This is a genomic window from Terrimesophilobacter mesophilus (assembly GCF_014200375.1).
Lineage (GTDB): Bacteria > Actinomycetota > Actinomycetes > Actinomycetales > Microbacteriaceae > Terrimesophilobacter > Terrimesophilobacter mesophilus.
On sequence record NZ_JACHBP010000001.1, the window covers coordinates 658,267 to 679,921 of the forward strand.

General features: G+C 67.3%; 21 protein-coding genes. 8 read left to right on the forward strand and 13 right to left on the reverse strand.

Going from position 1 to position 21,655, the window contains the following annotated elements; genetic code table 11:
- Positions 1-39: 39 nt before the first annotated feature.
- The gene (locus BKA04_RS03275; protein ID WP_104095129.1) at positions 40-1,089 is read left to right on the forward strand and encodes a zinc-dependent alcohol dehydrogenase family protein; all 1,050 of its coding nucleotides are present in this window, start codon (positions 40-42) and stop codon (positions 1,087-1,089) included.
- A 341-nt stretch (positions 1,090-1,430) separates the two neighbouring features.
- Here BKA04_RS03275 and BKA04_RS03280 read toward each other — a convergent pair whose 3' ends face one another.
- Positions 1,431-1,904: an SRPBCC family protein gene (locus BKA04_RS03280; RefSeq protein ID WP_104095130.1), complete on the reverse strand. Its 474-nt coding sequence runs from the start codon at positions 1,902-1,904 to the stop codon at positions 1,431-1,433.
- On the reverse strand, positions 1,901-2,245 hold the full coding sequence (locus BKA04_RS03285) for an ArsR/SmtB family transcription factor (RefSeq protein WP_104095131.1): 345 nt from the start codon (positions 2,243-2,245) through the stop codon (positions 1,901-1,903). The genes BKA04_RS03280 and BKA04_RS03285 overlap by 4 nt, the downstream gene beginning before the upstream one ends.
- A 186-nt stretch (positions 2,246-2,431) precedes the next feature.
- Here BKA04_RS03285 and BKA04_RS03290 point away from each other — a divergent pair, with 186 nt between their 5' ends.
- Together BKA04_RS03290 and BKA04_RS03295 are read left to right on the forward strand one after the other, a co-directional pair.
- Entirely contained in the window at positions 2,432-3,928 is a 1,497-nt protein-coding gene (locus BKA04_RS03290) for an MDR family MFS transporter (RefSeq protein WP_104095132.1), read from the forward strand.
- A 79-nt stretch (positions 3,929-4,007) separates the two neighbouring features.
- Complete coding sequence (locus tag BKA04_RS03295) at positions 4,008-4,430, forward strand: DUF1761 domain-containing protein (protein ID WP_104095133.1); 423 nt, start codon at positions 4,008-4,010, stop codon at positions 4,428-4,430.
- Position 4,431: 1 nt separating this feature from the next.
- On the opposite strand, the gene BKA04_RS12135 is transcribed toward BKA04_RS03295, so the two are convergent.
- On the reverse strand, positions 4,432-4,557 hold the full coding sequence (locus tag BKA04_RS12135) for a hypothetical protein (RefSeq protein WP_267898935.1): 126 nt from the start codon (positions 4,555-4,557) through the stop codon (positions 4,432-4,434).
- Positions 4,558-4,585: 28 nt separating this feature from the next.
- Entirely contained in the window at positions 4,586-5,338 is a 753-nt protein-coding gene (locus BKA04_RS03300) for an SDR family oxidoreductase (RefSeq protein WP_198413287.1), read from the reverse strand.
- 52 nt (positions 5,339-5,390) lie between these two features.
- On the opposite strand from BKA04_RS03300, the gene BKA04_RS03305 reads away from it, so the two are divergent.
- The gene (locus BKA04_RS03305; RefSeq protein WP_104095135.1) at positions 5,391-5,669 is read left to right on the forward strand and encodes a DUF2277 domain-containing protein; all 279 of its coding nucleotides are present in this window, start codon (positions 5,391-5,393) and stop codon (positions 5,667-5,669) included.
- Here BKA04_RS03305 and BKA04_RS03310 read toward each other — a convergent pair.
- Positions 5,660-5,941: a Fe-S cluster assembly protein HesB gene (locus tag BKA04_RS03310; protein ID WP_104095136.1), complete on the reverse strand. Its 282-nt coding sequence runs from the start codon at positions 5,939-5,941 to the stop codon at positions 5,660-5,662. The two genes, BKA04_RS03305 and BKA04_RS03310, sit on opposite strands and share 10 nt — an antisense overlap.
- Positions 5,942-6,079: 138 nt before the next feature.
- Between BKA04_RS03310 and BKA04_RS03315 the strand changes: the two genes are divergently transcribed.
- Positions 6,080-7,477 carry a pyridoxal phosphate-dependent decarboxylase family protein gene (locus tag BKA04_RS03315; RefSeq protein ID WP_104095137.1) on the forward strand — a complete coding sequence of 466 codons (1,398 nt, stop codon included), beginning with the start codon at positions 6,080-6,082 and terminating at the stop codon, positions 7,475-7,477.
- Here BKA04_RS03315 and BKA04_RS03320 read toward each other — a convergent pair whose 3' ends face one another.
- From BKA04_RS03320 to BKA04_RS03330, 3 genes are all read right to left on the reverse strand, one after another.
- Entirely contained in the window at positions 7,478-8,578 is a 1,101-nt protein-coding gene (locus BKA04_RS03320) for an alanine racemase (RefSeq protein WP_232841947.1), read from the reverse strand.
- Positions 8,545-9,123, reverse strand: coding sequence for a DUF4232 domain-containing protein (locus BKA04_RS03325; RefSeq protein ID WP_134542221.1), 579 nt, complete (start codon positions 9,121-9,123; stop codon positions 8,545-8,547). The genes BKA04_RS03320 and BKA04_RS03325 overlap by 34 nt, the downstream gene beginning before the upstream one ends.
- Before the next feature lie 94 nt (positions 9,124-9,217).
- Positions 9,218-9,703, reverse strand: coding sequence for a GNAT family N-acetyltransferase (locus tag BKA04_RS03330; RefSeq protein WP_167309651.1), 486 nt, complete (start codon positions 9,701-9,703; stop codon positions 9,218-9,220).
- A gap of 84 nt (positions 9,704-9,787) precedes the next feature.
- Between BKA04_RS03330 and BKA04_RS03335 the strand changes: the two genes are divergently transcribed.
- The 3 genes from BKA04_RS03335 (at position 9,788) to BKA04_RS03345 (ending at position 14,140) form a co-directional block, all read left to right on the forward strand.
- Positions 9,788-10,831: an NYN domain-containing protein gene (locus tag BKA04_RS03335; protein WP_104095140.1), complete on the forward strand. Its 1,044-nt coding sequence runs from the start codon at positions 9,788-9,790 to the stop codon at positions 10,829-10,831.
- Positions 10,832-11,025: 194 nt separating this feature from the next.
- Positions 11,026-12,465 carry an HNH endonuclease signature motif containing protein gene (locus tag BKA04_RS03340; protein WP_104095141.1) on the forward strand — a complete coding sequence of 480 codons (1,440 nt, stop codon included), beginning with the start codon at positions 11,026-11,028 and terminating at the stop codon, positions 12,463-12,465.
- Between the two features lie 112 nt (positions 12,466-12,577).
- Positions 12,578-14,140, forward strand: coding sequence for an MFS transporter (locus tag BKA04_RS03345; RefSeq protein WP_104095142.1), 1,563 nt, complete (start codon positions 12,578-12,580; stop codon positions 14,138-14,140).
- Between the two features lie 249 nt (positions 14,141-14,389).
- On the opposite strand, the gene gatB is transcribed toward BKA04_RS03345, so the two are convergent.
- From gatB to ligA, 5 genes are all read right to left on the reverse strand, one after another.
- Positions 14,390-15,910: an Asp-tRNA(Asn)/Glu-tRNA(Gln) amidotransferase subunit GatB gene (gatB, locus tag BKA04_RS03350; protein WP_104095143.1), complete on the reverse strand. Its 1,521-nt coding sequence runs from the start codon at positions 15,908-15,910 to the stop codon at positions 14,390-14,392.
- Positions 15,907-17,469, reverse strand: a complete 1,563-nt coding sequence (gatA, locus tag BKA04_RS03355; RefSeq protein WP_104096604.1) for an Asp-tRNA(Asn)/Glu-tRNA(Gln) amidotransferase subunit GatA — start codon at positions 17,467-17,469, stop codon at positions 15,907-15,909. The genes gatB and gatA overlap by 4 nt, the downstream gene beginning before the upstream one ends.
- Positions 17,470-17,483: 14 nt before the next feature.
- Positions 17,484-17,798: an Asp-tRNA(Asn)/Glu-tRNA(Gln) amidotransferase subunit GatC gene (gene gatC, locus BKA04_RS03360; protein ID WP_104095144.1), complete on the reverse strand. Its 315-nt coding sequence runs from the start codon at positions 17,796-17,798 to the stop codon at positions 17,484-17,486.
- Positions 17,799-17,840: 42 nt separating this feature from the next.
- Positions 17,841-19,145 (reverse strand): alpha/beta hydrolase, encoded by a 1,305-nt coding sequence (locus BKA04_RS03365; RefSeq protein WP_167309652.1) that lies wholly within the window; start codon positions 19,143-19,145, stop codon positions 17,841-17,843.
- A 245-nt stretch (positions 19,146-19,390) separates the two neighbouring features.
- On the reverse strand, positions 19,391-21,616 hold the full coding sequence (ligA, locus tag BKA04_RS03370; RefSeq protein ID WP_408646463.1) for an NAD-dependent DNA ligase LigA: 2,226 nt from the start codon (positions 21,614-21,616) through the stop codon (positions 19,391-19,393).
- Positions 21,617-21,655: the final 39 nt, after the last annotated feature.

Here is a 21,655-nt window from a genome sequence, read left to right on the forward strand (position 1 = left end):
CGACCCGCGACGGGCGCGGCCAAACGTAGACTCGGTGGAATGAAGGCAACCCTTATTCATGGCGCCCGCGACATCCGGCTCGAAGAGGTGGACGATCCGCGACCGAGGGCGGAGACGGATGCCGTCGTGCGCGTCGTCGCGGCGTGCGTGTGCGGGTCGGACCTCTGGCCGTACCGCGGCATCACACCGACGAGCGAGCCCCATCGCATCGGACACGAGTTCGTCGGCATCGTCGAGGAGGTGGGCTCGGCCGTCGCGAACGTGCACGTCGGTGACTTCGTGATCGCCCCGTTCTACTACTGCGACAACACCTGCATCAACTGCCGCAACGGTGTGACGACCTCCTGCCTGAACGGCGGATGGTGGGGCTCGGACGACCGCAACGGCGAGTTCGTGGACGGCGCCCAGGGCGAGCGTGTTCGCGTACCTCTCGCCGACGGAACCCTCGTGGCCGCGCCGGACGTTCCGGATGCTGCGCTCATCCCGCACCTCCTCACCCTGGCCGACGTCATGGGGACCGGACATCATGCGGCGGTCTCCGCCGGCGTGACGAACGGCAGCACGGTCGCGGTGGTCGGCGACGGCGCCGTGGGCCTCTGCGCGATCCTCGCCGCACATCGCCTCGGGGCATCCCGCATCGTCGCCATGTCCCGCCACGCGGACCGCCAGGCGATCGCACGCGAGTTCGGCGCCACCGACATCGTGGAGGAACGCGGTGACGATGGGGTCGCCCGCGTCAAGGAGCTGTTCGACGGGATCGGCGCCGACTGCGTCCTCGAGTGCGTCGGCACGAAGGAGTCGATGGACCAGGCCATCCGCTCCGCCAGGCCGGGAGGGATGGTGGGCTACGTGGGAGTACCAGCCGGCGGCCCCGAACTGCCGATCCGCACCCTGTTCAATAACAATGTCGGCGTCCGCGGCGGAGTGGCCCCCGTGCGCGGATATGTCGAAGAGCTGCTGCCCGAGGTGCTGTCGGGTGCGATCAGGCCAGGGCGGGTGTTCGATCTCGAACTGCCGCTCGCGGAAGTCGCCGACGCATATTCCGCCATGGACGAGCGCCGAGCCACCAAGGTGCTCCTCCGACCCTGAGAGTATCCTCGGCGAGGTCCTCGGTCCCGCCACGGCGGATGCATTTCTCCCCGGTCTGGCGTAAGGTCGGGTCTAATCGAAGCCGATCGTGCTTCCGAGGGAGGGAGTGCCTTATGGCAGACAAATCGCCCAAGAAGAGCAGCAACAAGACTGCGGCAGCCAAGTCTCTGAAGGAGAAGCGCGCCGATAAGAAGGCGAAGGCCTCATCCAAGAGCAATAGCGCGTAGCTAGTACTACGCAGCCGCGACTTGTCTCGCGCATTCGGGGAGCCGGGCCCATGGGCCCGGCTCCTTTTGCGCTGTCCGGGCCCATAGGCCCGGCTCCTTTTGTGCGCCCCGGGCTCACGAGGATGCGAGCAGGCCGTCGAGCCGGTTGTAGCCCTCCGACATCCCCCGCTCCATGCCGCTGTCGATCATTCCGTCGCGGGCCTCCTGGCTCGGGTAGACGGCGTGGCCGGCGAGCCGACTGCGGCCGTCACCGAGATCCTCGAAGCGGAGGGACTCGATGCTCACGACATCCGGGAATCCTTCGTACTCGAAGGTCTGGACCACGAACTCGTTCTCGCGGACGACGTGGTACACGCCGTTGAACTCGTAGCGGTTGTCGCCGTCGACGTGGGTGAAGCGGTATCCGCCTCCCGTGCGGAAGTCGTATCGCTCCATCTCGACCTCGTACCCATCGGGCCCGGACCACTGTGCGGCGAGGGCCGGGTCGCGGTGAGCTTCGAAGAGCGCTGCCACCGGTGCGTCGAACTCGCGCACGAAGTCGGTGTACGGGACGCCGGGTTCGGCGGTGATGGTGAGTGCGTTGGTCATTTCTTCTTCTCCTTGTTCGTTTTCAGGACTGCGTCGAGCCGGCGATACCGTCGCTCGGCCGAGAGCCGATAGGTGTCGATCCAGCCGGTCAGGGCTTCGAGAGCCGCCGGATCGAGGTGGCAGGGGCGGCGCTGGCCTTCCCGTGTGCGGGTGATGAGTCCTGCAATCTCGAGCACCTGGATGTGCCTCGACACGGCCTGTTTGGTGATCTCGAACGGCGCAGCGAGGTCGTTGACCGTCGCCGGCCCCCGCGACAAGCGAGCGACGATGGCCCTCCGCACTGGATCGGCCAGGGCCATGAAGGCCCGGTCGAGTGCGGCATCCGCTTCGTTGTTCGGCATATGATCAACCCATCGCTTTATCAACTGTTTAGTTGATTATCTGACGATACGCCGGACGACTGCCCGTGTCAATCCGCCAAGAAAATCGTCTACATTGGACGGGCACGAATCGATGTCGGTGGAATAACCGAGACTCTTCTCGCGCTTCATTCACAGCGCATCCCATTCACCTACCTGAAAGCCTTGATGACTGAACCTGCCGTTCCCACACTCGACGACGCCGCGGCCGATACGACAGCGGTGGCGGAGTCCGCCGCCACGAGCGCCCGCAACCGCCTCGTCATCGGGCTCATGCTCGTGTCGGCGTTCGTCGTCATCCTGAACGAGACGCTCATGGGCGTGGCTCTCCCCGTGCTCATGCGCGACCTGCACGTCAGCGCGAACGCCGCCCAGTGGCTCAGCACGGCGTTCATGCTCACGATGGCGGTCGTCATCCCGATCACCGGATGGCTCATCCAGCGTTTCAACACGCGCCCGGTGTTCATCGCGGCCATGATCCTGTTCAGCACGGGAACCCTCATCGCGGCGATCGCACCGGGCTTCACCGTGCTCCTCGTCGCGCGCGTCGTGCAGGCCAGCGGCACGGCGATCATGATGCCGCTGCTCTTCACGACCGTCATGACCCTGGTTCCACCCGCCGCCCGCGGTCGCACCATGGGCAACATCTCGATCGTCATCTCGGTCGCCCCCGCGCTCGGTCCGACCATCTCAGGGCTCATCCTGAGCGTGCTCGATTGGCGTTGGATGTTCATCCTCGTTCTGCCGATCGCTCTCGGGGCGCTCGCACTCGGTTACGTGCGCATCCGGAACGTGACAACGCCCAAGCCGACCCACTTCGACGTGCTCTCGGTCATCGTGTCCGCGTTCGGTTTCGGCGGGCTCGTCTACGGTCTGAGCAATCTCGGCGCGGTTGCGGAGGGCGGCAATCCGCTGAGCGGATGGTTGCCCCTCGGCGTCGGGATCGTCGCCCTCGCGGTCTTCATCGTTCGACAGCTGCAGCTCCAGCGACGGGATGACGCGCTCCTCGACCTGCGGACGTTCCGTTCGCGCCAGTTCACCCTCTCCATCACGATGATCGTCGTGAGCATGCTCGCGCTCTTCGGAACCGTGATCCTGTTGCCGATCTATCTGCAGAACGTGCTCGGCCTCGACACCCTCGGCACGGGACTGCTGCTGCTGCCCGGCGGACTGCTCATGGGCCTGCTCGCCCCGATCGTGGGCAGGATCTACGACCGGATCGGGCCGACGGCCCTCGTCATCACGGGCTCGGTTCTCGTGAGCGTCGTGTTCTGGGGAATGGCCACGTTCACCGAGAACACAGCAGTGTGGTGGGTGCTCGCCGCCCACATCACGCTGTCCCTGGCTCTCGCGCTCATGTTCACGCCGCTCTTCACCTCGGGGCTCGGCGCGCTGACCCCCGACCTGTACTCGCACGGCAGTGCGATCGTCGGCACGGTCCAGCAGGTGGCGGGCGCCGCTGGCACCGCCCTCTTCGTAACGATCATGACCGCTCGGGCGGCATCACTCGCCGGCGACGGGGCGACGGATGTCACGGCGACGGCGGGCGGCATCCAGCTCGCCTTCCTCGCGGGTGCGATCATCTCGATGTTCGTCATCCCGATCGCGGCGTTCATCCGGCGCCCGGCCGATACCGTCGACGGGTCGCCGCCGGGAGCGCACTAAGGGTCCGGCACTGACGGCAGCGGTCCTGCAGGGCTAGGATTCGAGCACTACGGCAACGTCGCCATCGGAAAGGATCGTCATGCTCCCCGAGATCAACTACTGGGCCGTCATCATCGCCACGCTCTCCAGCATGGTCGTCGGCTCCATCTGGTACACACCCAAGGTCTTCGGCAACTACTGGATGAAGAAGGCCGGCGTCACTCCATCCGGCAGGATGAGCGACGCGGCGGGACCGATCATCACGACCGTGCTCGTGAGCTTCGTGACCGCCTGGGTGCTCGCCGGCGCCGCCTACCTCGCGTGGGACTTCTACGGCGGAGGCTTCCTGTGGAACACGATCGTCACCGCGATCGTGCTGTGGGCGGGGTTCACCGCGGCCCGGTTCATCACCCACGACGCGTTCGACAACCGGCCGAGCGGCCTCACGGTGCTCAATATCGCGCACGAGCTCGTCACGGTCGTCGTCATGGCGATCATCATCGGGGTGTGGCCGCCGGCCTAGCTCACCCTCGCGCGAGCGAACGGCGCTGGCCGAGCGCGATGATCTTCGCGTAGGGCTCCCTCGCCGCGCCGGAACAGAATCGGTCGGCGAACGCCGGGCCGAGCTCGGCGACGACCGGGACAGCCATCCACGCTCGCCCGTTGGCGGAGGGATCGTCAGCCTTCTTGTGGTCCCTGCCGATACTTCCCGTCGAGGTAGTCGTCGAACGTGATCGACCCAAACGGACTCCCTGGCACGAGATTGTGGCCGGCCGCATACCCGGCCACCGTCCTGCCGGGGAGGCTGAGCGACCACACCGCGCGGCGCGACTCTCTAGCGCGTTTCCAGGACTCTGCGAGGTCGCGGGCGGTGCGCTGCTCCGGCCCGCCGATGTCGGCGACCCTGCCGGCGGCATCCGAACCGACGAGCTCGACGAGGCGTGCGGCGACCTCGTCCGTCGAGATCGGCTGGAAGGAGAATCTCGGTGCGACGATGATCGGCGAGAACCTCTGTCCGCTGAAGATCGCGTCGACGAACTGGTGGAACTGGGTGGCCCTCAGGATGGTGTGCGGCATCCCGGAGTCGCTCAGATACTTCTCGATAAGGACCTTGCCCTTGTAATAGCCGAGTGGGATGTCCTCGATGCCGACGATCGAGATGAGGACGACGTGGGCGATTCCCGCATCCCGCGCGGCATCGATGGCGGACTTCGCCATGTCGACGTCCCGAAGCCCCGTCGCCAGGTGCACGAGGACCTCGACCCCTGCCACGGCGTCACGGATGCCGTCCCCGGCGAGGAGGTCGCCTTGAGCGAGTCCCGGCCCCGCCTTCCTGCTCAGCGCGCGGACGTCATGGCCGGCTTCCCGCAGTCGTGCGGTGGTCGGAGTGCCAAGGGTTCCGGTGGCCCCCGTGACGAGAACTGTGCTCACCATTCCATTGTGCTCCTCGCCGAAGGTCGGTGACGGGGGCTACCCTCGCAGCATGTGCCGAAGCATCCACACCCTTCACAATTTCGAACCGGCCGCGAACGACAGCGAGATCGACGCCGCCGCCCTCCAATACGTGCGCAAGATCAGCGGAACGACGCGGCCGTCCCGCGCGAACGCCGAGGCGTTCGAACGGGCGGTGCAGGAGGTCGCCCACGCCACGCGCCACCTTCTCGAGGACCTGGTCGCTACGAGCCCGCCCAGAGACAGGGAAATCGAGGCCGCCAGGGCGAAGGAACGCTCCGCGAAGAGATTCGCCTCGGCTCAGGCCTGAGTGCCGATCGCGAACGTGACGGCGCCTCCCTCGTCGAGGTGCGCGTCGAGCACTTTGTCGTCGAGCGCGACAGCGGCGTTCTCCTCGAGGAAGACCCTGGCTCCTGAGCTCTCGACGACCTGGTCGGTCGGTTCGGGAGCAGGCGCAAGGTCGACCTTCAATTGCGTTTCGTCGGCTCCCGCACTGATGCGAAGTCCGGCGTTCTCCGCCACGGCGGTTTGATCCGCGAGGTTCTTGATGAGGTTCGTGGCGTTCTCGGTGAGGGTGAGCATGGGCTTTCCTTCCGGTAGCAATGAACCTCCCACCTTTCCCCGACAGGTATCCAGACTCAAGTCCTCGCGCCGATTCCCCGGAGATTCCCACCTCACTGCGCACTATCGCACAGGTTGCTATCGGAATAGTATTTGCGCGTGTCCGTCGATCCCAGAGTCTTCCGGTCCGCACTCGATCGTGCCCACGCGCACGCACTGACCTGGCTCGACTCCGTGGAGTCTCGCCCGGTCGGTCCACGAGCAGACGCGGACGAGCTGCTCCCCCTGTTCTCCGGCCCGCTCCAGGACGGCCCGCTCGATGCCGCGGATGTTGTCGACGAATTGGCCCGGATCTCCGAGCCCGGACTCATGTCGATGCCGTCCGGCCGCTTCTTCGGTTGGGTGATCGGCGGGACCCTGCCTTCTGCGATGGCGGCGGACTGGCTGGTGAGTGCATGGGATCAGAATGCGGCGATGCGCGGGGCGACCCCGGCAGTCGCGGCGGCAGAGGAGGCCGCCGGCGCCTGGCTCCTCGAGTTGCTCGGACTCCCCCGAGGGTCGGATGTCGGCTTCACGACCGGTGCGACCGCATCGAACTTCGTCGGACTCGCCGCCGGTCGCCAGTACGTGTTGAATGCCGTCGGCTGGGATCTCGCCAAAGATGGTCTCACCGGCGCGCCCAGAGTGAGAGTGCTCGTGGGTGCCGACCGGCACGCATCCGTCGACCTCGCCTTGAAATACCTCGGCCTTGGCACCCCCGTTTCGGTCGATGTGGACGATCAGGGGCGAATCATTCCGGCGGCGCTCGCCTCCACGCTTGCTCAGGGAAGCGGGCCCGTCATCGTCTGCCTTCAAGCGGGCAACCTGCACTCCGGAGCGTTCGATCCCGTCGGTGAGGCCGCCGACATCGCTCACGAACACGGCGCGTGGGTCCATCTCGACGGCGCGTTCGGGCTGTGGGCCGCTGCGAGCCCCTCACTGCGTCACCACCTTGCCGGCCTGGAACGGTGCGACTCCTGGGCGACGGACGCTCACAAGACTCTCAATGTCCCGTACGACTGCGGCGTCGCCATCGTCGCGCATCCCGAGGTCGTGCGCTCGGTCTTCGGCGTTCACACCAGCTACCTGCTGAACGATGAGAAAGGGCCAGGCGACGCGCTCGAGAAGGTTCCTGAATTCTCTCGCCGGGCGCGAGGCGTTCCGGTCTGGGCAGCGCTGCGCTCCCTCGGACGATCCGGAGTCATCGATCTCGTGGACGGACTTGTCGCCAACGCGCAATCGTTCGCAGTCGCCCTCGCGAAAATGCCCGGCGTGAAGGTGCTCAATGATGTCGTCTTCACGCAGTTGTGCATCAGTTTCGGTTCAGACGAACGGACGCACAGCATCACGAAGCGCCTGCTGGCGGACGGAGTGACCTGGATGTCCGGCTCGCGCTGGGCCGGGCGCGACATCCTGCGCATCTCGGTGAGCAATTGGACGACGGATGACGCCGACGTTGCGGACTCTCTCGCGGCGCTTCAGCGCGCGATCTCCGCGGAGGACGCCGCGACCACCTGATCAGGTGTTGGCGCCGCGTGCGGCGATGGCCCACGAGTCGACGATCTCCCCGTCGCGCAGGACCGCCACATCGTCGGCCAGGTTCATCGTCGCGCATACGTGATTCGGGACGATGCGAACGGCGCTGCCGAGGTCTGGAAGCGAGACATCATCCGGCATCCGGATGGTGGCGTGATGCTCGGACAGGGCGGTGATGCGGGCGCCCGGCACGTCGAGGAGACGGCCGAAGCCGGTCGCCCATGCGGCACGATCGGCGCCGAGCACCTTGCTGCCGGCATCGGCGATCACATCCCTGCCGTTGCGGCTCACGATCGTTGCGACCGCCGTGAGTGCCACGTCCTCGAACCCGCACGAGCCGAGCTCCACCTGTTGAGCGTCGTTGAAGACGTACACGCCCGGCCGCACCTCCGTGAGTGTCGAGCCGTCGGTCGCGGTGCGACTCGGCGTCGAGCCGCCGCTGCGGACGGTGGCGTCGATGCGTTCCTTCTCGAGCGACTCGGTCGCAGCCAGGATCGCCGCAGCCTCATCCGCCGCGGCCCGCGCGCCCGCCCCCGGCGCATAACTGTGGCCGGGAAACGTGAAGACGCCGAGGACGCGGAGCCCTGCGCTCTGCGCCGCGGCGGCGACCGACCCGGCCAGGGCCGGCTGAACCCCGCTGCGATGGTGGCCGCTGTCGACTTCGACGAGCACCTCGACCGTGTCACGGGGCAGCGCTGCTCCGAGGGCCAACGCGCTCTCGATGGAGTCGACGCCGAGACGCAGCGCGGCCCGCTCGGAAAGGCGCCGGATGCGCGCGGCGCGCGCCGCGGACGGCCACACCGGGTAGGCGATGAAGATGTCCTCGATCCCGGCATCCGCGAACACCTCCGCCTCGGAGACGGTCGCCAGCGTCAGGCCGCCTGCGCCGAGGGCGAGTTGCATCCTGGCGATCTGAGGGATCTTGTGCGTCTTCGCGTGCGGGCGAAGCGCGAGGCCGTGCGCGGACGCGTCCGCGGCGGCGCGCTCGAGATTACGTTCCAGGATCGCCAGGTCGACGGCGAGGTAGGGGGTGTCCCGCAGGATGTCCGTCACCCGCCCGTCACCGGTCCCACCGTCATCCACGGGGTGCCGCTCGTGCACGCGGGGAAGCCCGCCTCGGCCACGGACAGCGCGATCATCGAGTGCGGCGGCGTGACCAGTACGGCGTCACCCACGTCGAGGGAACAGGCGTCGCCGAGCGGCCCTCCGCCCGGGTCGATGTCGACGGCGGTGAGCTGAGCCTCTGCGGTGCCGCCTGCGGCGAGCGTGATCGGCGCCGGGATTGCGCTCGAGTCATCCTCGGCGGCGGCGCCGACCTGGCTGCCACCGCTCGAGACGGCGACCGTCGGATACCCCTCGAGGACGCACGGTGCACCATTGTTCGTCAGGGTGATGACGTCGTGGATATGACCTGCCGTGCTGGATGCCGGCTGGATCGAGGCGGACAGGTCCGCCGTCAAGCACTGGCCATCCGGTGCGCCGGCCGTGAAGGTCTCCTCCGCCGCAGACGGGCTCGAGGATGGCGCCGTAACCGGAGCCGAAGGCGATGGTGACGCGGAGACCGTCGAGCATCCGGCAAGCAGGGCGACTGCCGCGATGGAAACAATCAGGACAGGCGGGTATCGCATGAACACCTCCCGGTGAGTTGCGAGCCAGTGTAAACCCGAAACGCGCGCGTAGACCGTGAAGGGCGGGCGACCGGATGGCTGCGTGGCTGCACTGCTAGTCGGATGCTCCGCGAAGCTCCCTGCGCATCCTGACCTGGTCCACTCCGGGGCGCATGGGTTCTCGCTCCCCGGTCAACGCGAAACCGGTGCGCTCGTACAGCGATCTCGCGTGAGCATTGTCCTCCGCCACCCACAGCGCGACCTCGTGTGCGCCATCCTCGCCCGCCCACTCGACGACACGGGAGATGAGCGCATCCGCAAGCCCCGTCCCCCGGCAGGCCGGGTCGACCCACATCGCGACGATCTCCCGGCCGCCGGCCTCGTGAGGGTCGGCCTTGCCCGTCACGGTGCCCACCGCACTCTCGCCATCCCAGGCCAGAACAGTCGTGCCGCGCTCCAGACGATCTCGCCACTCCTGGTCGGCCATCCCGATCTCGCGTTGCAGGGACGAGCAGAACGCGTCGGGGTCCTGGCTGAGCGCGCGGATCCGGATCTCCCTGCTCGCCTGCCAGTCCTCCGGCGCCGCCGTTCGAAGCTCCATCCCACCATTCTGGCAGCGCCGGCCGTTGCTGAGAAGCAGGCAACGGACCAGACTTGCCATACAACGACCGACGGAGACGAAGCCATGCCAGAGACAACGGAAGGTCGAGTCGCGGTCTACATCGACTTCGACAACATCGTGATCTCCCGCTACGACCAGGTACACGGCAGGGGGCACTTCAAGCGCGACGGGGCGAGGGAGTACGTCATCACGACCGCGGACAGGAAGTCGGAGGCCGGGCAGCGGGTCTCAGCCGCGCGAGTGGATCTGGGCGCCATCCTGGACTACGCGTCATCCTTCGGAACCATCGCCGTCAGCCGCGCATACGCCGACTGGTCGGTACCGGTCAACGCGAACTACAAGGACCAGCTCGTCGGTCGTGCAGTGGACCTCGTGCAGATGTTCCCGACCGTGCAGTCCATGAAGAACGGGGCAGACATCCGGATGTCCGTCGACGTCGTCGAGGACCTGTTCCGGCTCCCGGAGCTCAGCCATGTCGTCATCGTGTCCGGTGACTCGGATTTCATCGCGCTCGCGCAGCGCTGCCGTCGGCTGGGTCGGTATGTGGTCGGGATCGGTGTCGCCGGCGGGACGAGCAAGGCGCTCAATGCGGCCTGCAACGAGTACAAGGACTATGACGGTCTGCCGGGGCTCGACACGACCGAGGACGTCGACGACCAGCCGATGGCGCCGGAGCGCCCGACGGCGGACACGGATCGCGCGAAGGGCAGGAGCGCAGGCGGCAGGGCTCGATCCGGCGCGTCCGATGAACCGCCATTGGAGAAGAAGGCCGATGGCATCTCAGCGCCGTCGAAGACGGCGATTTCGGAGAACTCGTCGCGCTCGGTCGGCCCGGCACGCTCCGCGGCCAAGCCCGCCGAACAACGCGCCGCGACCGGCCTGCTGCGACGCGCACTCGAACTCGGCCAGGCGAAGGACGCCGACTGGAGCCCGAGCTCGTCCATCAAGAACCAGATGCTCCGCATGGACCCGACATTCCAGGAGAAGGTGCTCGGCTACACGACCTTCACCGACTTCCTGAAGTCAAGGGGGAACGTCGTCGAGATCCGCGAGGAGGGCCAGCTGCGGCTCGTTCGCCTGCGTGAAACGGGTGAGACTGCGGGGTAGCCGGTTCGGCGGTCGCAATCGAGCCGTGGCGCTGGGCGATGCTGGTGAGTCGGCCGGGCTTTCAGGAATCGGGCCAGGGCTTTCGGGAATCGGGCCAGACGTCTCCTCCCCTCCACAACGCGGTAAATGACAACTCATCCCAAGATTTGCATATGCTCTTGTTCTAGAAGTTTCGACTCTGTGACACTCTGTTCATGACCTTATCCGTAGATATATTCGTAGCATCTCTCGATGCCGCGTTGTCTGCGAACGCTCGGCTTGCGGCTGAGGCGACGGCGGCTCGCGCACTCGGCGACGCCGAACTCATGGACGCGCAGCGTTCGGTTGCGGATGCCCGTCGCCACCTCGACGCATGCGCCTCCGTCCTCGCAGGCGAGGTCGTCCGACGGTCACAGCCGGAGGCGGGGCTGAGCGGGCTGGCGCGTAAGGAAGGATTTCGCACTCCTGAGGCGCTCGTCCGTCACACCACCGGTTCGTCCAACCGGGAAGCAACGACGCTCGTGCGAGTGGGGGCCATGCTCAACGATGTCGAGCTGGCAGCGAACCGTGGGCCCGTCGACGACCTTGACCCGGCCGAAGGAACAGACGTCGCCGAACCGTGGCTGGTCTCCGTCGGCGCTGCCGTCGCGACGGGGGCTTTGTCCCCCGCTTCTGCGGAAGCGATTCGAGCCGGACTCGGCGAACCCGGCCCCGGCGTCGAGGTCGGCGCGCTCATGGATGCGGCCAACCGGATCATCGGCGCGTCGGGCGAACAGAACACCGACAGCCTCTTTCGCATGGCGCGCGATGTGCGGGATGCGCTCGACGCCGCCGGCATCGCCGAGCGTGAGCGGGCGCGGAGGGACCGCCGTGCGTTTCGGCGCTATCGCCAGCCGGATGGCATGACGCGATACACCTGGGACCTCGATCCGGAATCCGCGAGTCTCGTCGATGGGATCTACGACCAGATCACCTTCCCTCGGCGGGGTGGGCCGCGCTTCGTCGACGAAGAAGAGCGCGTCAGGGCGGCCACAATACTCGACGACCCACGTACAACGGAGCAGTTGGCTTCCGACGGCTTCCTCAGTCTCTTGACCATCGCCCTTGACGCGGATGTCACCAGCATTGTCGGGACGAGGTCGCCTGCCGTGCGCATGCTCGTCACAGAGACGGCGCTCACGAACGGACGCGGCAGCGGCAGCGGCCACATCGAGGGCCAGCCCGACCCGGTCTCCGTGGAGACAGTGCAGCGAATCGTCTGCACCTCGGGTACCGTCACCATCGTGTTCGACGAGCGTGGGCAAGCGATCGACGTGGGGCGAGAGCAGCGACTCTTCACTCGACGACAGCGCATGGGACTGGCTGCGCGGGACGGCGGATGCCGATGGCCGGGTTGCGAAAGGCCGCCCTCGTGGACTGAAGCCCACCACATACGACATTGGCGACGAGATTCCGGGAGAACCGATCTCGACAACGGCATTCTCCTCTGTCGCCATCATCACGTTCTGCTCCACGACAATCGCTGGGAGATACGGGTGAACGACGGGGAGTATTGGCTCATCCCCCCTGCAGGTCTCGCCATCACTCACGAGCCCTGCCTCATGCCTTCGCGGAGCGCAGCACTGCGCGACCTGCTCGAGATCGCCGCATCCTGATCGGTGACGCCCGCCTGGCCGATGCGCAGCAGGGCCGCTCCCAGCCGTTGCACAGCGCTCCGCTCCCAGCCGATGCGCAGCAGGGCCTGCCGGCTACGCGTACGCTCGAAGCATGCCCCACGTGTCCGCCGAATCCAGCGCGCCCGGGGCAGAGAGGGAGAGGCATCCCTCCGCTCGCGCGGGCCGAGGCGAACCCGGCCTGTTCAGCCGCGGTTACCTGTGGATCACGATCGGCTCGTGCGCGCTCGTATTCCTCGGCGCTTTTGAGTCGCTCGCCGTCACCACGATCATGCCGGTGGTGAGTGCGGATCTCGATGGTGTGAGCCTGTATGCACTGGCGTTCGCCGGTCCGCTGGCCACCGGAGTCATCGGCATGGTGATCGCCGGCAACTGGTCGGATCGCAGCGGCCCGGTGATCCCGCTGTACACCTCGTCGGTGCTCTTCGCCACAGGTCTGCTCATCGCCGGTACCGCATTCACGATGCCGGTACTGGTTCTCGGCCGCCTCGTGCAGGGCCTCGGAACCGGCGCGGTCACCGTCGCGCTCTACGTCGTCGTTGCGCGGGTTTTCCCCCCTCGACTGCACCCCTCGATCTTCGCCGGATTCGCTGCCGCGTGGGTGATCCCATCCCTCGTGGGGCCGGTGGCCGCCGGCGTCGTGACCGAGATCTTCAGCTGGCACTGGGTGTTCCTCGGTGTCGTCGCCCTCGTGGGGATCGCAACCGCGATGGTTGCGCCGGCGCTGCGCGGCTTGTCAGGCGGCATAGCGGTGTCGGATGCCGCCGCATTCGCCGACTCGACGCCGGCGGTCACGGTGCCGACGTCCCCGGCCGCGTTGGCCGCGAGTCCGACAGGGTCCGAAGCAACCGTGCCGGCTGCGATGATCCCGGGTCCTCCAGAGTCCGCAGCGCCCGCCCCGACATCGCCCACTCCATGGGCGTTCGGACGGATCGCCTGGGCCGTCGTCGCGGCAGCGGCTGTGCTCGCCCTCAGCCTCGTCGCCGAAGTCGACGGTGTCGGACTGCCTCTCGCCGGCATCGCAGCGATCGTCGCGATCATCGCGGTGCGACCACTCCTGCCACGCGGAACGCTACTTTCGCGTCGCGGCCTTCCCAGCGTCATCCTGTTGCGTGGACTGGCGGCCTCGGCGTTCTTCGGTGCGGAGGTCTACCTGCCATACCTGCTCATCGAGAACTACGACTTCTCGCCGACCCTCGCCGGCCTCGCGCTCACCTTCGGAGCGCTGGCCTGGGCGGGTGCGTCCTGGTTGCAGGGACGCCTGAGCGAGTGGCTCGGCAACGCGGCATGCACCGCGATCGGCAGCGCGCTCGTGCTCGCCGCCATCGTTTCGGCCCTCATCACGACACTCTTCGGATTCCCACCCGTGCTCGCGATCGCCGGTTGGATACTCGGCGGCGGCGGAATGGGGCTCATGTACCCGCGGCTGAGTACACTCACGCTCGCCCTGTCGATACCGGGAACACAGGGTTTCAACAGTTCCGCACTCGCCATCGGCGACTCCCTCGGCAGTGCGCTCTCGCTCGCCCTCACCGGAGTCGTCTTCGCCGGACTCGCCGCCATCGGACTCTCGTTCGCCGGGGTGTTCGCGTTCGCAGGACTCATCGCGGTCGTCGCCATCGTCGTCGCACCACGGGTTGCGCACACCGCTCGCTGAGCGCACGGCACAGGGCACAGGGCACAGAGCACAGAGCACAGGGCGCGAAAATCACGAATGGTGATCGGAGGTTCGACCAGAGTGCGGCCACCGCAGGCGACCACCAGGGAGCGGCCACCAGAGAACGCGGCCAGGGAACGGGGCCGATCGCCGCGACAGATCGACGCGACAGAGGAACGTGACGCAGGTACGCGTGACCCAGAAACATGACGCAGAAACGCGACGCAGAGCGCAGCCGCGCGACAGCCGCTATGGCGTGGTCGCGCGCTCCAGGACGAGTTCGCGCACGCGGGCAGCATCCGCCTGGCCGTGCATGGCCTTCATGACCGCACCGATGACGGCTCCGGCCGCCTGCACCTTGCCGTCGCGGATCTTCTCGAGGACATCCGGTTGCGAAGCAAGCGCCTCATCGATCGCGGCGATGAGCGCACCGTCGTCGGACACGACCTTGAGGCCGCGCTTCTCGACCACCTCGGATGGCGAACCCTCCCCCGCGATGACGCCCTCGAGCACCTGCCGGGCGAGCCGGTCCGTGAGTTCGCCTGACTCCACGAGCGCGACGAGTGCCGCGACATCCGCTGGCGACACGAGCGAGGACGGGTCGACCGCGGCGACGTTCGCGAGCCGGGCGATCTCGCCCGTCCACCACTTCCGGGCCTGCGCGGGCGAAGCACCCGCGGCCACCGTGCTCTCCACCTCCACGAGGAGACCGGAGTTGAGGACATCCTGGAACTCGAGATCGGTGAAACCCCACGACTCCTTGAGCCGACGGCGACGCACCGCGGGAGGCTCCGGCAATGCGGACCTCAGCTCCTCGATCAGGGCTCTCGACGGCTCGACCGGCAACAGGTCGGGCTCGGGGAAATACCGGTAGTCATCCGCATCGCTCTTCGGGCGCCCCGCGGATGTCGTACCGGAGTCCTCGTGCCAGTGGCGCGTCTCCTGGATGATCGCGCCCCCGGCGGCCAGAATCGCGGCCTGCCGCTGGATCTCGTACCGGATGGCACGCTCGACACTGCGAAGGCTGTTGACGTTCTTCGTCTCGGTGCGCGTACCGAGCTCTCCCGAGCCGCGCGGAGAGAGCGAGATGTTCGCGTCGCACCGGAGGTTGCCGCGCTCCATCCTCGCCTCGCTGATCCCAAGTGCGACGACGATGTCCCGGATCGCGGACACGTACGCTTTCGCCAACTCCGGAGCATCGTGCTCTGCGCCCGTGATCATCTTCGTCACGATTTCGACGAGCGGCACGCCGGCGCGGTTGTAGTCGACGAGCGAGTAATCCGCACCCTGAATGCGACCGGTCGCGCCACCGACGTGCGTGAGCTTTCCGGCATCCTCCTCCATGTGAGCGCGTTCGATCTCGATGCGGAAGGTCTTCCCGTTCGCGAGTTCAACCTCGACAAGGCCGTCGTGCGCGATCGGTTCGTCGTACTGGCTGATCTGGTAATTCTTGGCGAGGTCGGGGTAGAAGTAGTTCTTGCGCGCGAACCGGCTCGTCGGCGCGATCTCGCAGCCGAGCGCGAGGCCGAGGCTGATCGAGAACCGGATCGCCTGCTCATTCACGACGGGCAGTGAACCGGGCAACCCGAGGCAGACCGGCGTGACCATGGTGTTCGGTTCGCTGGCATCCGCCCCAGGGGCTGCAGGGTTCGGCGCGGGAGAGAACATCTTCGTCTTCGTGTTCAGTTCGACATGCACCTCGAACCCGAGCACCGGTTCGAACAGCTCGAGAGCCTTGTCGAAGTCCATGAGGTCAGCGGTGGAGGTCATCGGGTGCCCCCTTCGAGACGCGCCGCGCGCTCGTCAGGGAGCGGCATTGACGGGTGGCCCGGCGCCTGGCTGATGAGGGTGCGGCCCCAGGACTGTTCCAGCAGCGCCTCGAGCGTCGCGCCGACCGTGTAGATGCGGGCATCCTCGTGAGCCGGCGCCATGATCTGGATGCCCGTCGGAAGGCCGTCCTCCGGGGCGAGCCCCATCGGAAGCCCCATTCCGGGCACACCGGCAAGGTTCGCGGGGATGGTCGTGACATCGTTCAGGTACATGGCCAGCGGGTCCTCGAGCTTCTCCCCGAGTTTGAACGCCGTGGTCGGCGCTGCGGGCGAGACGAGCACATCCGCGCGGGAGAATGCGGAATCGAAGTCGCGCTGGATGAGCGTGCGCACCTTCTGCGCGCTGCCGTAGTACGCGTCGTAATAGCCGGCGCTCAGGGCGTACGTGCCCAGGATGATCCGACGTTTGACCTCTGGGCCGAATCCGACCTCGCGCGTGGCCGCCATGACATCCTCGACGGTGCCGCCGCCGGGCGGATTGACCCGAAGCCCGAACCGCACCGAGTCGAACTTCGCCAGGTTGCTCGACGCCTCAGCGGGAAGGATCAGGTAGTAGGCCGCGATCGCGTAGCGGAACGATGGCGCGGACACCTCCACGATCTCCGCGCCGGCCGAAGCCATCAGGTCGAGGGCCTCCGCGAACCGCGCACTCACTCCCGCCTGGAAGCCTTCGCCGCCGAGCTCCTTCACGACACCGACGCGAACGCCCGTGAGCGATCCGGATGCCGCCCCGGCGCGCGCCGCGTCGGCGAACGACGGCCACGCATCGGTGAGGGAGGTGGAATCGTGTTCGTCGTGACCGCCGATGACGTCGTGCAGCAATGCAGCGTCGAGAACTGTCCGGGTGACCGGGCCGACCTGGTCGAGCGACGATGCGAGCGCGATCGCGCCGTAGCGCGACACCCCGCCGTAGGTGGGCTTCATGCCCACCGTCCCCGTCACGGCGGCGGGCTGCCGGATCGAACCGCCCGTGTCGCTGCCGAGAGCCAGTGGTGCCTCGAAGGCCGCGACCGCCGCAGCCGACCCGCCGCCGGATCCGCCGGGGATCCTCTCGAGGTCCCAGGGGTTGTGCGTGGGACCGAATGCCGAGTGCTCGGTCGAGGAGCCCATCGCGAACTCGTCCATGTTCGTCTTGCCGAGCGGGATGAGCCGAGCCTTGCGCAACTTGGCCACGACCGTCGCGTCATAGGGAGGAATCCAGCCCTCGAGGATTCGTGAGCCGGCCGTCGACGGCATGTCCTGGGTGCACAGCACGTCCTTGATGGCGACGGGAACACCGGCGAGCGGACTGAGCTTCGCCCCGAGCCTGCGCGCACCGTCCACCTCGGCGGCCGTCTTGAGCGCATCGGCGGAGACGTGCAGGAACGCGTGGATGTCGCCATCGACCTCCGCGATGCGGTCCAGATGCGCCTGGGTGACCTCGACCGACGAGAGTTCGCCGGAATGCAGCCTTTCAGCGAGAACCGATGCCGACAGGGAGATGAGGGAGTCGCCGCTCACTGCACCGTGCCCGCTCACTGCTCCTCCCCCAGGATCGCAGAGACCTTGAACCGGTCGCCGTCACGCTCCGGAGCGCCGGACAGCGCCTGCTCGACCGTGAGCGTCGCGCCGGGGACATCCGGCCGGAAGACGTTCGACAGCGGAATCGGATGCGACGTCGCCGGGACATCCGGGGTCGCGACCTCCGAGACCTTCGCGATCGATTCGATGATGACACCGAGTTCTCCGGTCAGCTTCTCGATCTCGTCCGCGGTCAGGGCGATGCGTGCCAGGGACGCCAAGTGGGCGACCTGGGCGGAATCCAGAGGTGGCGGTGTTGTGTCAGGCACCGTTCAATCCTATTCGAGCCCACTCGGGCCGGATGCCGGGGGCTAGCGGCGCTCCGCCGCGATCATCGTGCCGCCGTCGTCCATCACGAGACCACCCTCGTCGATGCCGATGAGAGCCAGGTTGCGCATGCTCTCACTGCCGGGCCGGAAGTATTCGTTGTGACCATATGAGGCGCCAAGGAGCGCGCTCGTGATCGCATCCACCCCACCCGCGACGCTCATCCGGTGCGCACCGTAGGACGCGGCACCGGGGTCGCTGCCGTAGAACGCGGAGTTGACGACCGGGTCCCAGCCGGCCTCACCCACGTACACGTTTCCGCTGCGCACCGCCAGGCCGGACACGTTCTGGGCCGAGCTGCCGGGGGAACCGACGACGGCCAGAGCATCCACCTGGAAGTCGCCGCGCTGGAGAGCGATCAAAGCGGCGGTCGACCCGTAGGAATGCGCCATGACCGACACGTACGGCTGCGATGCGCCGCGCAGAGTCTGCAACCCCTCGATCGCGCTCGTCAGGTAGCCGGCGCCCTCATCCGCGAGAGTCAATGAACCGACGTTCAGGAGGTGTGGAGTCTGGTAGCCGATCCAGGCGACCGTCGCCACAGTCTTCGACGCCTCGCCGAGCCGAGCCAGCCACGAGGCCTGGTCCTGATACAGCGTGGTGGCGGTGTTCGCCCAGTCGTCCACCTGGCCGTCGATCGTGAAGAACATGCCGGGGATGAGGTAGCTCACGTAGTCGGCGCTCGCGAGGTCGCCGACCACTATCGCTGCGCGACCGGGTGAGACCGTGTCCAGGCTGACCAGGGTGCGCACCGGATCGCCCGCTTTCGCCTTGAGAGCGTGGTCGATCTGGGTGAGCATGTGCAGGTGGTTGGTCACCTCAACGTTCATCCCGCGGCCCACGCCGGTGCTCAGTTTCGCTTCCAGTCGGGCGATGGCGGCACCGAGGTACGCGCGGTTCGCGAGGTCCCGCGTTCCGTACGGCAGGCCGTCGAGGTTGCCGATGAGCTGCGGGGTGGTCGTGAGAAGCTTCTCCCTCGCGGCCGGGCTCATCGTCCCCCACCAGTTCGACACCTCGCGCGCCGCGATCGGGGTGGACAACAGCCGGCTGATCGCGTCCGGGTGGTCCTGGACGAAGGTCGAGAGCGCCGCCGCGGGGAGCAGGCTGAACTGGTCGAGCAGCGCCCTTCCACCGAGAGACGGGAGGAGGGCGACGTCCACCGGCGTCAACCTCGTGTCACCGCCATGCGTGAACTCCGGCACGGTGATCGGCGCGATGTCGACCTGGCGCACCGGCCCCGACGCATCCGTGATGCCTGTGATCACAGGCGAACCGGACAGCGCCGACATGCCGGCCGCCTGGTGTCCGGTCGGGAGGGAGGACCCGATTTCGAGCGCGCCAAAGGCACCGCTCCCCCCACCCAGGGAAAGGGAAAGCGCCAATGCTGTCATTTCCAGCAGCAATTCGGGCACTTCCTATCGGTAGCAATTCGGGTCGGGGAACCCTCACTGCCACGTGTGAACTGTTCGCCCCCCATAATAGGGGTAGAAAGCGAACTCTGCCAGCAATCCTCGATTTTCCCAATCGTCGACTGCTATTTCGCGAGCCCCGCCGGCCCCTCCTGTAACAGCACCGCGAACTCCGCGGCATCCAGAATGCGGATTCCGAGCTCTTCCGCCCTCGTCAGTTTCGATCCGGCGCCCGGCCCCGCGGCGACGAAATCCGTCTTCGCCGACACGCTCGAGGCCGCCTTTCCACCCGCCGCGATGATGGCCTCCTGCGCCCCTTCCCGGGTGAAACCCTCCAGGCTTCCGGTGGCGACGACCGTGAGGCCGGCGAGTACGCCCCCCGCCGCCGCCGCAGCCCCGGGACCCGGATGCCCCGGTGATGCGAACTGAACGCCGGCAGCTTCCCATCGGTCCACGATCTCCCGGTGCCAGTCGACCTGGAACCATTCGACCACCGCATCCGCGATGATCCCGCCGACGCCGTCGACGACGGCCAGGTCGTCCCTGCCGGCCGACCGGATGGCGTCGAGCGAACCGAACCAGTCCGCGAGTGCGCGTGCGGCGACGGGTCCGACGTGCCGGATGCTGAGCGCGACGAGGATCCGCCAGAGCGGTTTCGTCTTGGCGAGCTCGAGCTCGTCGAGAAGTCTGATCGCGGCGATCGACGGGACATGGTCCTCGTCGCCGGCGAACTCGGCGGCATCCGGATCGAACTCCGGATCGGCATCCCTCCCGGACCTCTTCCGCTTGCGTTTGAACGGGGACAGCGTCTCCGGGTTGCCGTCGTCGTCGAGTTTGATGTGCCCGTCCTCGGAGTCGCGAACGGTCACCTCGATGGGGAAGATGTCGGGAAGCGTGAGCGAGAACAATCCGGCCTCGGTCGCGAGCGGCGGCGTGGTCGGGATGTCCGGCTGCGTGAGCGCTGCCGCACTGACCTCGCCGAGCCCCTCGACATCCAGGGCGCCCCGACTGCCTGCGTGCTCGACGCGGCCGCGAACCTGGGCCGGGCAGCTGCGCGCGTTCGGGCAGCGCAGGTCCACATCGCCCTCTTTCGCGGGGGCGAGCGCCGTGCCGCACTCCGGGCAATGGGTCGGCATCACGAACTCCCGTTCGCTTCCGTCGCGCAGTTCGACGACGGGGCCGAGAACCTCGGGAATCACATCGCCGGCTTTCCGCAGCACCACCGTGTCGCCGATCAGAACCCCCTTGGCCTTCACGACGTCCTGGTTGTGCAGGGTCGCCTGACGAACCGTCGACCCGGCGACGCGCACGGGTTCCATGACGGCGAACGGGGTGACACGTCCGGTGCGACCGACACTCACGACGATGTCGAGGAGCTTCGTGTTCACCTGCTCAGGGGGATATTTGTAGGCGATCGCCCACCGCGGGGCGCGACTCGTGGCACCGAGTTCTTCGTGCAGCTCCAGTTCGTCGACCTTGATCACGATGCCGTCGATCTCGTGCTCGACGCTGCCGCGGTTCTCCCCGTAGTACTTCACGAAGTCGAGGACACCGTCGACGTCGGGAAGGACGCGGCTGTACGGACTCGTCGGCAGTCCCCAGCCGGCGAGCAGTTCGTAGATCTCGCTCTGCGAGGACACCGGTGGGTTCGGCCATGCTCCGATGCCGTGCACGTAGAGGTTCAGCGAGCCCACACGGGCGAGCGCGGCTTCGAGTTCGAGACCGTCCTTCTTGTCGAGCTGCTGCCGGAGTCCGCCGCTTGCAGCGTTCCGAGGGTTGGCGAATGCGGGGAATCTCCGCGCCGCCGCGGTGCGCGCCTTCTCGTCGTCGAAGGCTCCATTCGCGGACTTGCGCGCATTCCAGCGCTCCTCGGACTCCGCGAACGCCCGCTCGCGGAACTCCGCCTGGAGCTCATTGAGCCGCGTGAACGCCGCGACCGGGATGAACACCTCACCGCGCACCTCGACGATCGGCGGATGCCCTTCCCCCTTCAGCCGCCTGGGTATCGATCCGAGCCTCAGGGCGTTCTCGGTCACGAGCTCCCCCACGCGACCGTCCCCGCGCGTCGCCGCAGAGGAGAGGACACCGTTCTCGTAGCGCAGGCTGATCGCGAGTCCATCGATCTTCAGTTCCGTGAGCCAGGAGACCGGCCGAGCGGCAGAATCCCCCGTCTTGACGCACCAGGAGCGCAGCTCCTCCGCGGAGAAGACGTTGTCGAGGCTCAGCATCCGCTCTGCGTGCTCGATCGTCGCGAGACCGGCCTCGCCTCCACCACCACCGACCGTCTGGGTGGGCGAATCCTGGCCCTGAAGTTCCGGGAACAGCCGCTCGAGCTCCTCGAGCCGACGCATCTGGGCGTCGTATTCCGCGTCGTCCACGAGCGAGGTGTC

What these genes read in the sequence shown, in the direction of transcription:
- BKA04_RS03275 (WP_104095129.1), top strand. Translation starts at nt 40, where the DNA reads ATGAAGGCAACCCTTATTCATGGCGCCCGCGACATCCGGCTCGAAGAG.
- BKA04_RS03280 (WP_104095130.1), bottom strand. Translation starts at nt 1,904, where the DNA reads ATGACCAACGCACTCACCATCACCGCCGAACCCGGCGTCCCGTACACC.
- BKA04_RS03285 (WP_104095131.1), bottom strand. Translation starts at nt 2,245, where the DNA reads ATGCCGAACAACGAAGCGGATGCCGCACTCGACCGGGCCTTCATGGCC.
- BKA04_RS03290 (WP_104095132.1), top strand. Translation starts at nt 2,432, where the DNA reads ATGACTGAACCTGCCGTTCCCACACTCGACGACGCCGCGGCCGATACG.
- BKA04_RS03295 (WP_104095133.1), top strand. Translation starts at nt 4,008, where the DNA reads ATGCTCCCCGAGATCAACTACTGGGCCGTCATCATCGCCACGCTCTCC.
- BKA04_RS12135 (WP_267898935.1), bottom strand. Translation starts at nt 4,557, where the DNA reads ATGGCTGTCCCGGTCGTCGCCGAGCTCGGCCCGGCGTTCGCCGACCGA.
- BKA04_RS03305 (WP_104095135.1), top strand. Translation starts at nt 5,391, where the DNA reads ATGTGCCGAAGCATCCACACCCTTCACAATTTCGAACCGGCCGCGAAC.
- BKA04_RS03310 (WP_104095136.1), bottom strand. Translation starts at nt 5,941, where the DNA reads ATGCTCACCCTCACCGAGAACGCCACGAACCTCATCAAGAACCTCGCG.
- BKA04_RS03325 (WP_134542221.1), bottom strand. Translation starts at nt 9,123, where the DNA reads ATGCGATACCCGCCTGTCCTGATTGTTTCCATCGCGGCAGTCGCCCTG.
- BKA04_RS03330 (WP_167309651.1), bottom strand. Translation starts at nt 9,703, where the DNA reads ATGGAGCTTCGAACGGCGGCGCCGGAGGACTGGCAGGCGAGCAGGGAG.
- BKA04_RS03335 (WP_104095140.1), top strand. Translation starts at nt 9,788, where the DNA reads ATGCCAGAGACAACGGAAGGTCGAGTCGCGGTCTACATCGACTTCGAC.
- BKA04_RS03340 (WP_104095141.1), top strand. Translation starts at nt 11,026, where the DNA reads ATGACCTTATCCGTAGATATATTCGTAGCATCTCTCGATGCCGCGTTG.
- BKA04_RS03345 (WP_104095142.1), top strand. Translation starts at nt 12,578, where the DNA reads ATGCCCCACGTGTCCGCCGAATCCAGCGCGCCCGGGGCAGAGAGGGAG.
- gatB (WP_104095143.1), bottom strand. Translation starts at nt 15,910, where the DNA reads ATGACCTCCACCGCTGACCTCATGGACTTCGACAAGGCTCTCGAGCTG.
- BKA04_RS03365 (WP_167309652.1), bottom strand. Translation starts at nt 19,145, where the DNA reads ATGTCGGCGCTGTCCGGTTCGCCTGTGATCACAGGCATCACGGATGCG.
- ligA (WP_408646463.1), bottom strand. Translation starts at nt 21,616, where the DNA reads ATGCGTCGGCTCGAGGAGCTCGAGCGGCTGTTCCCGGAACTTCAGGGC.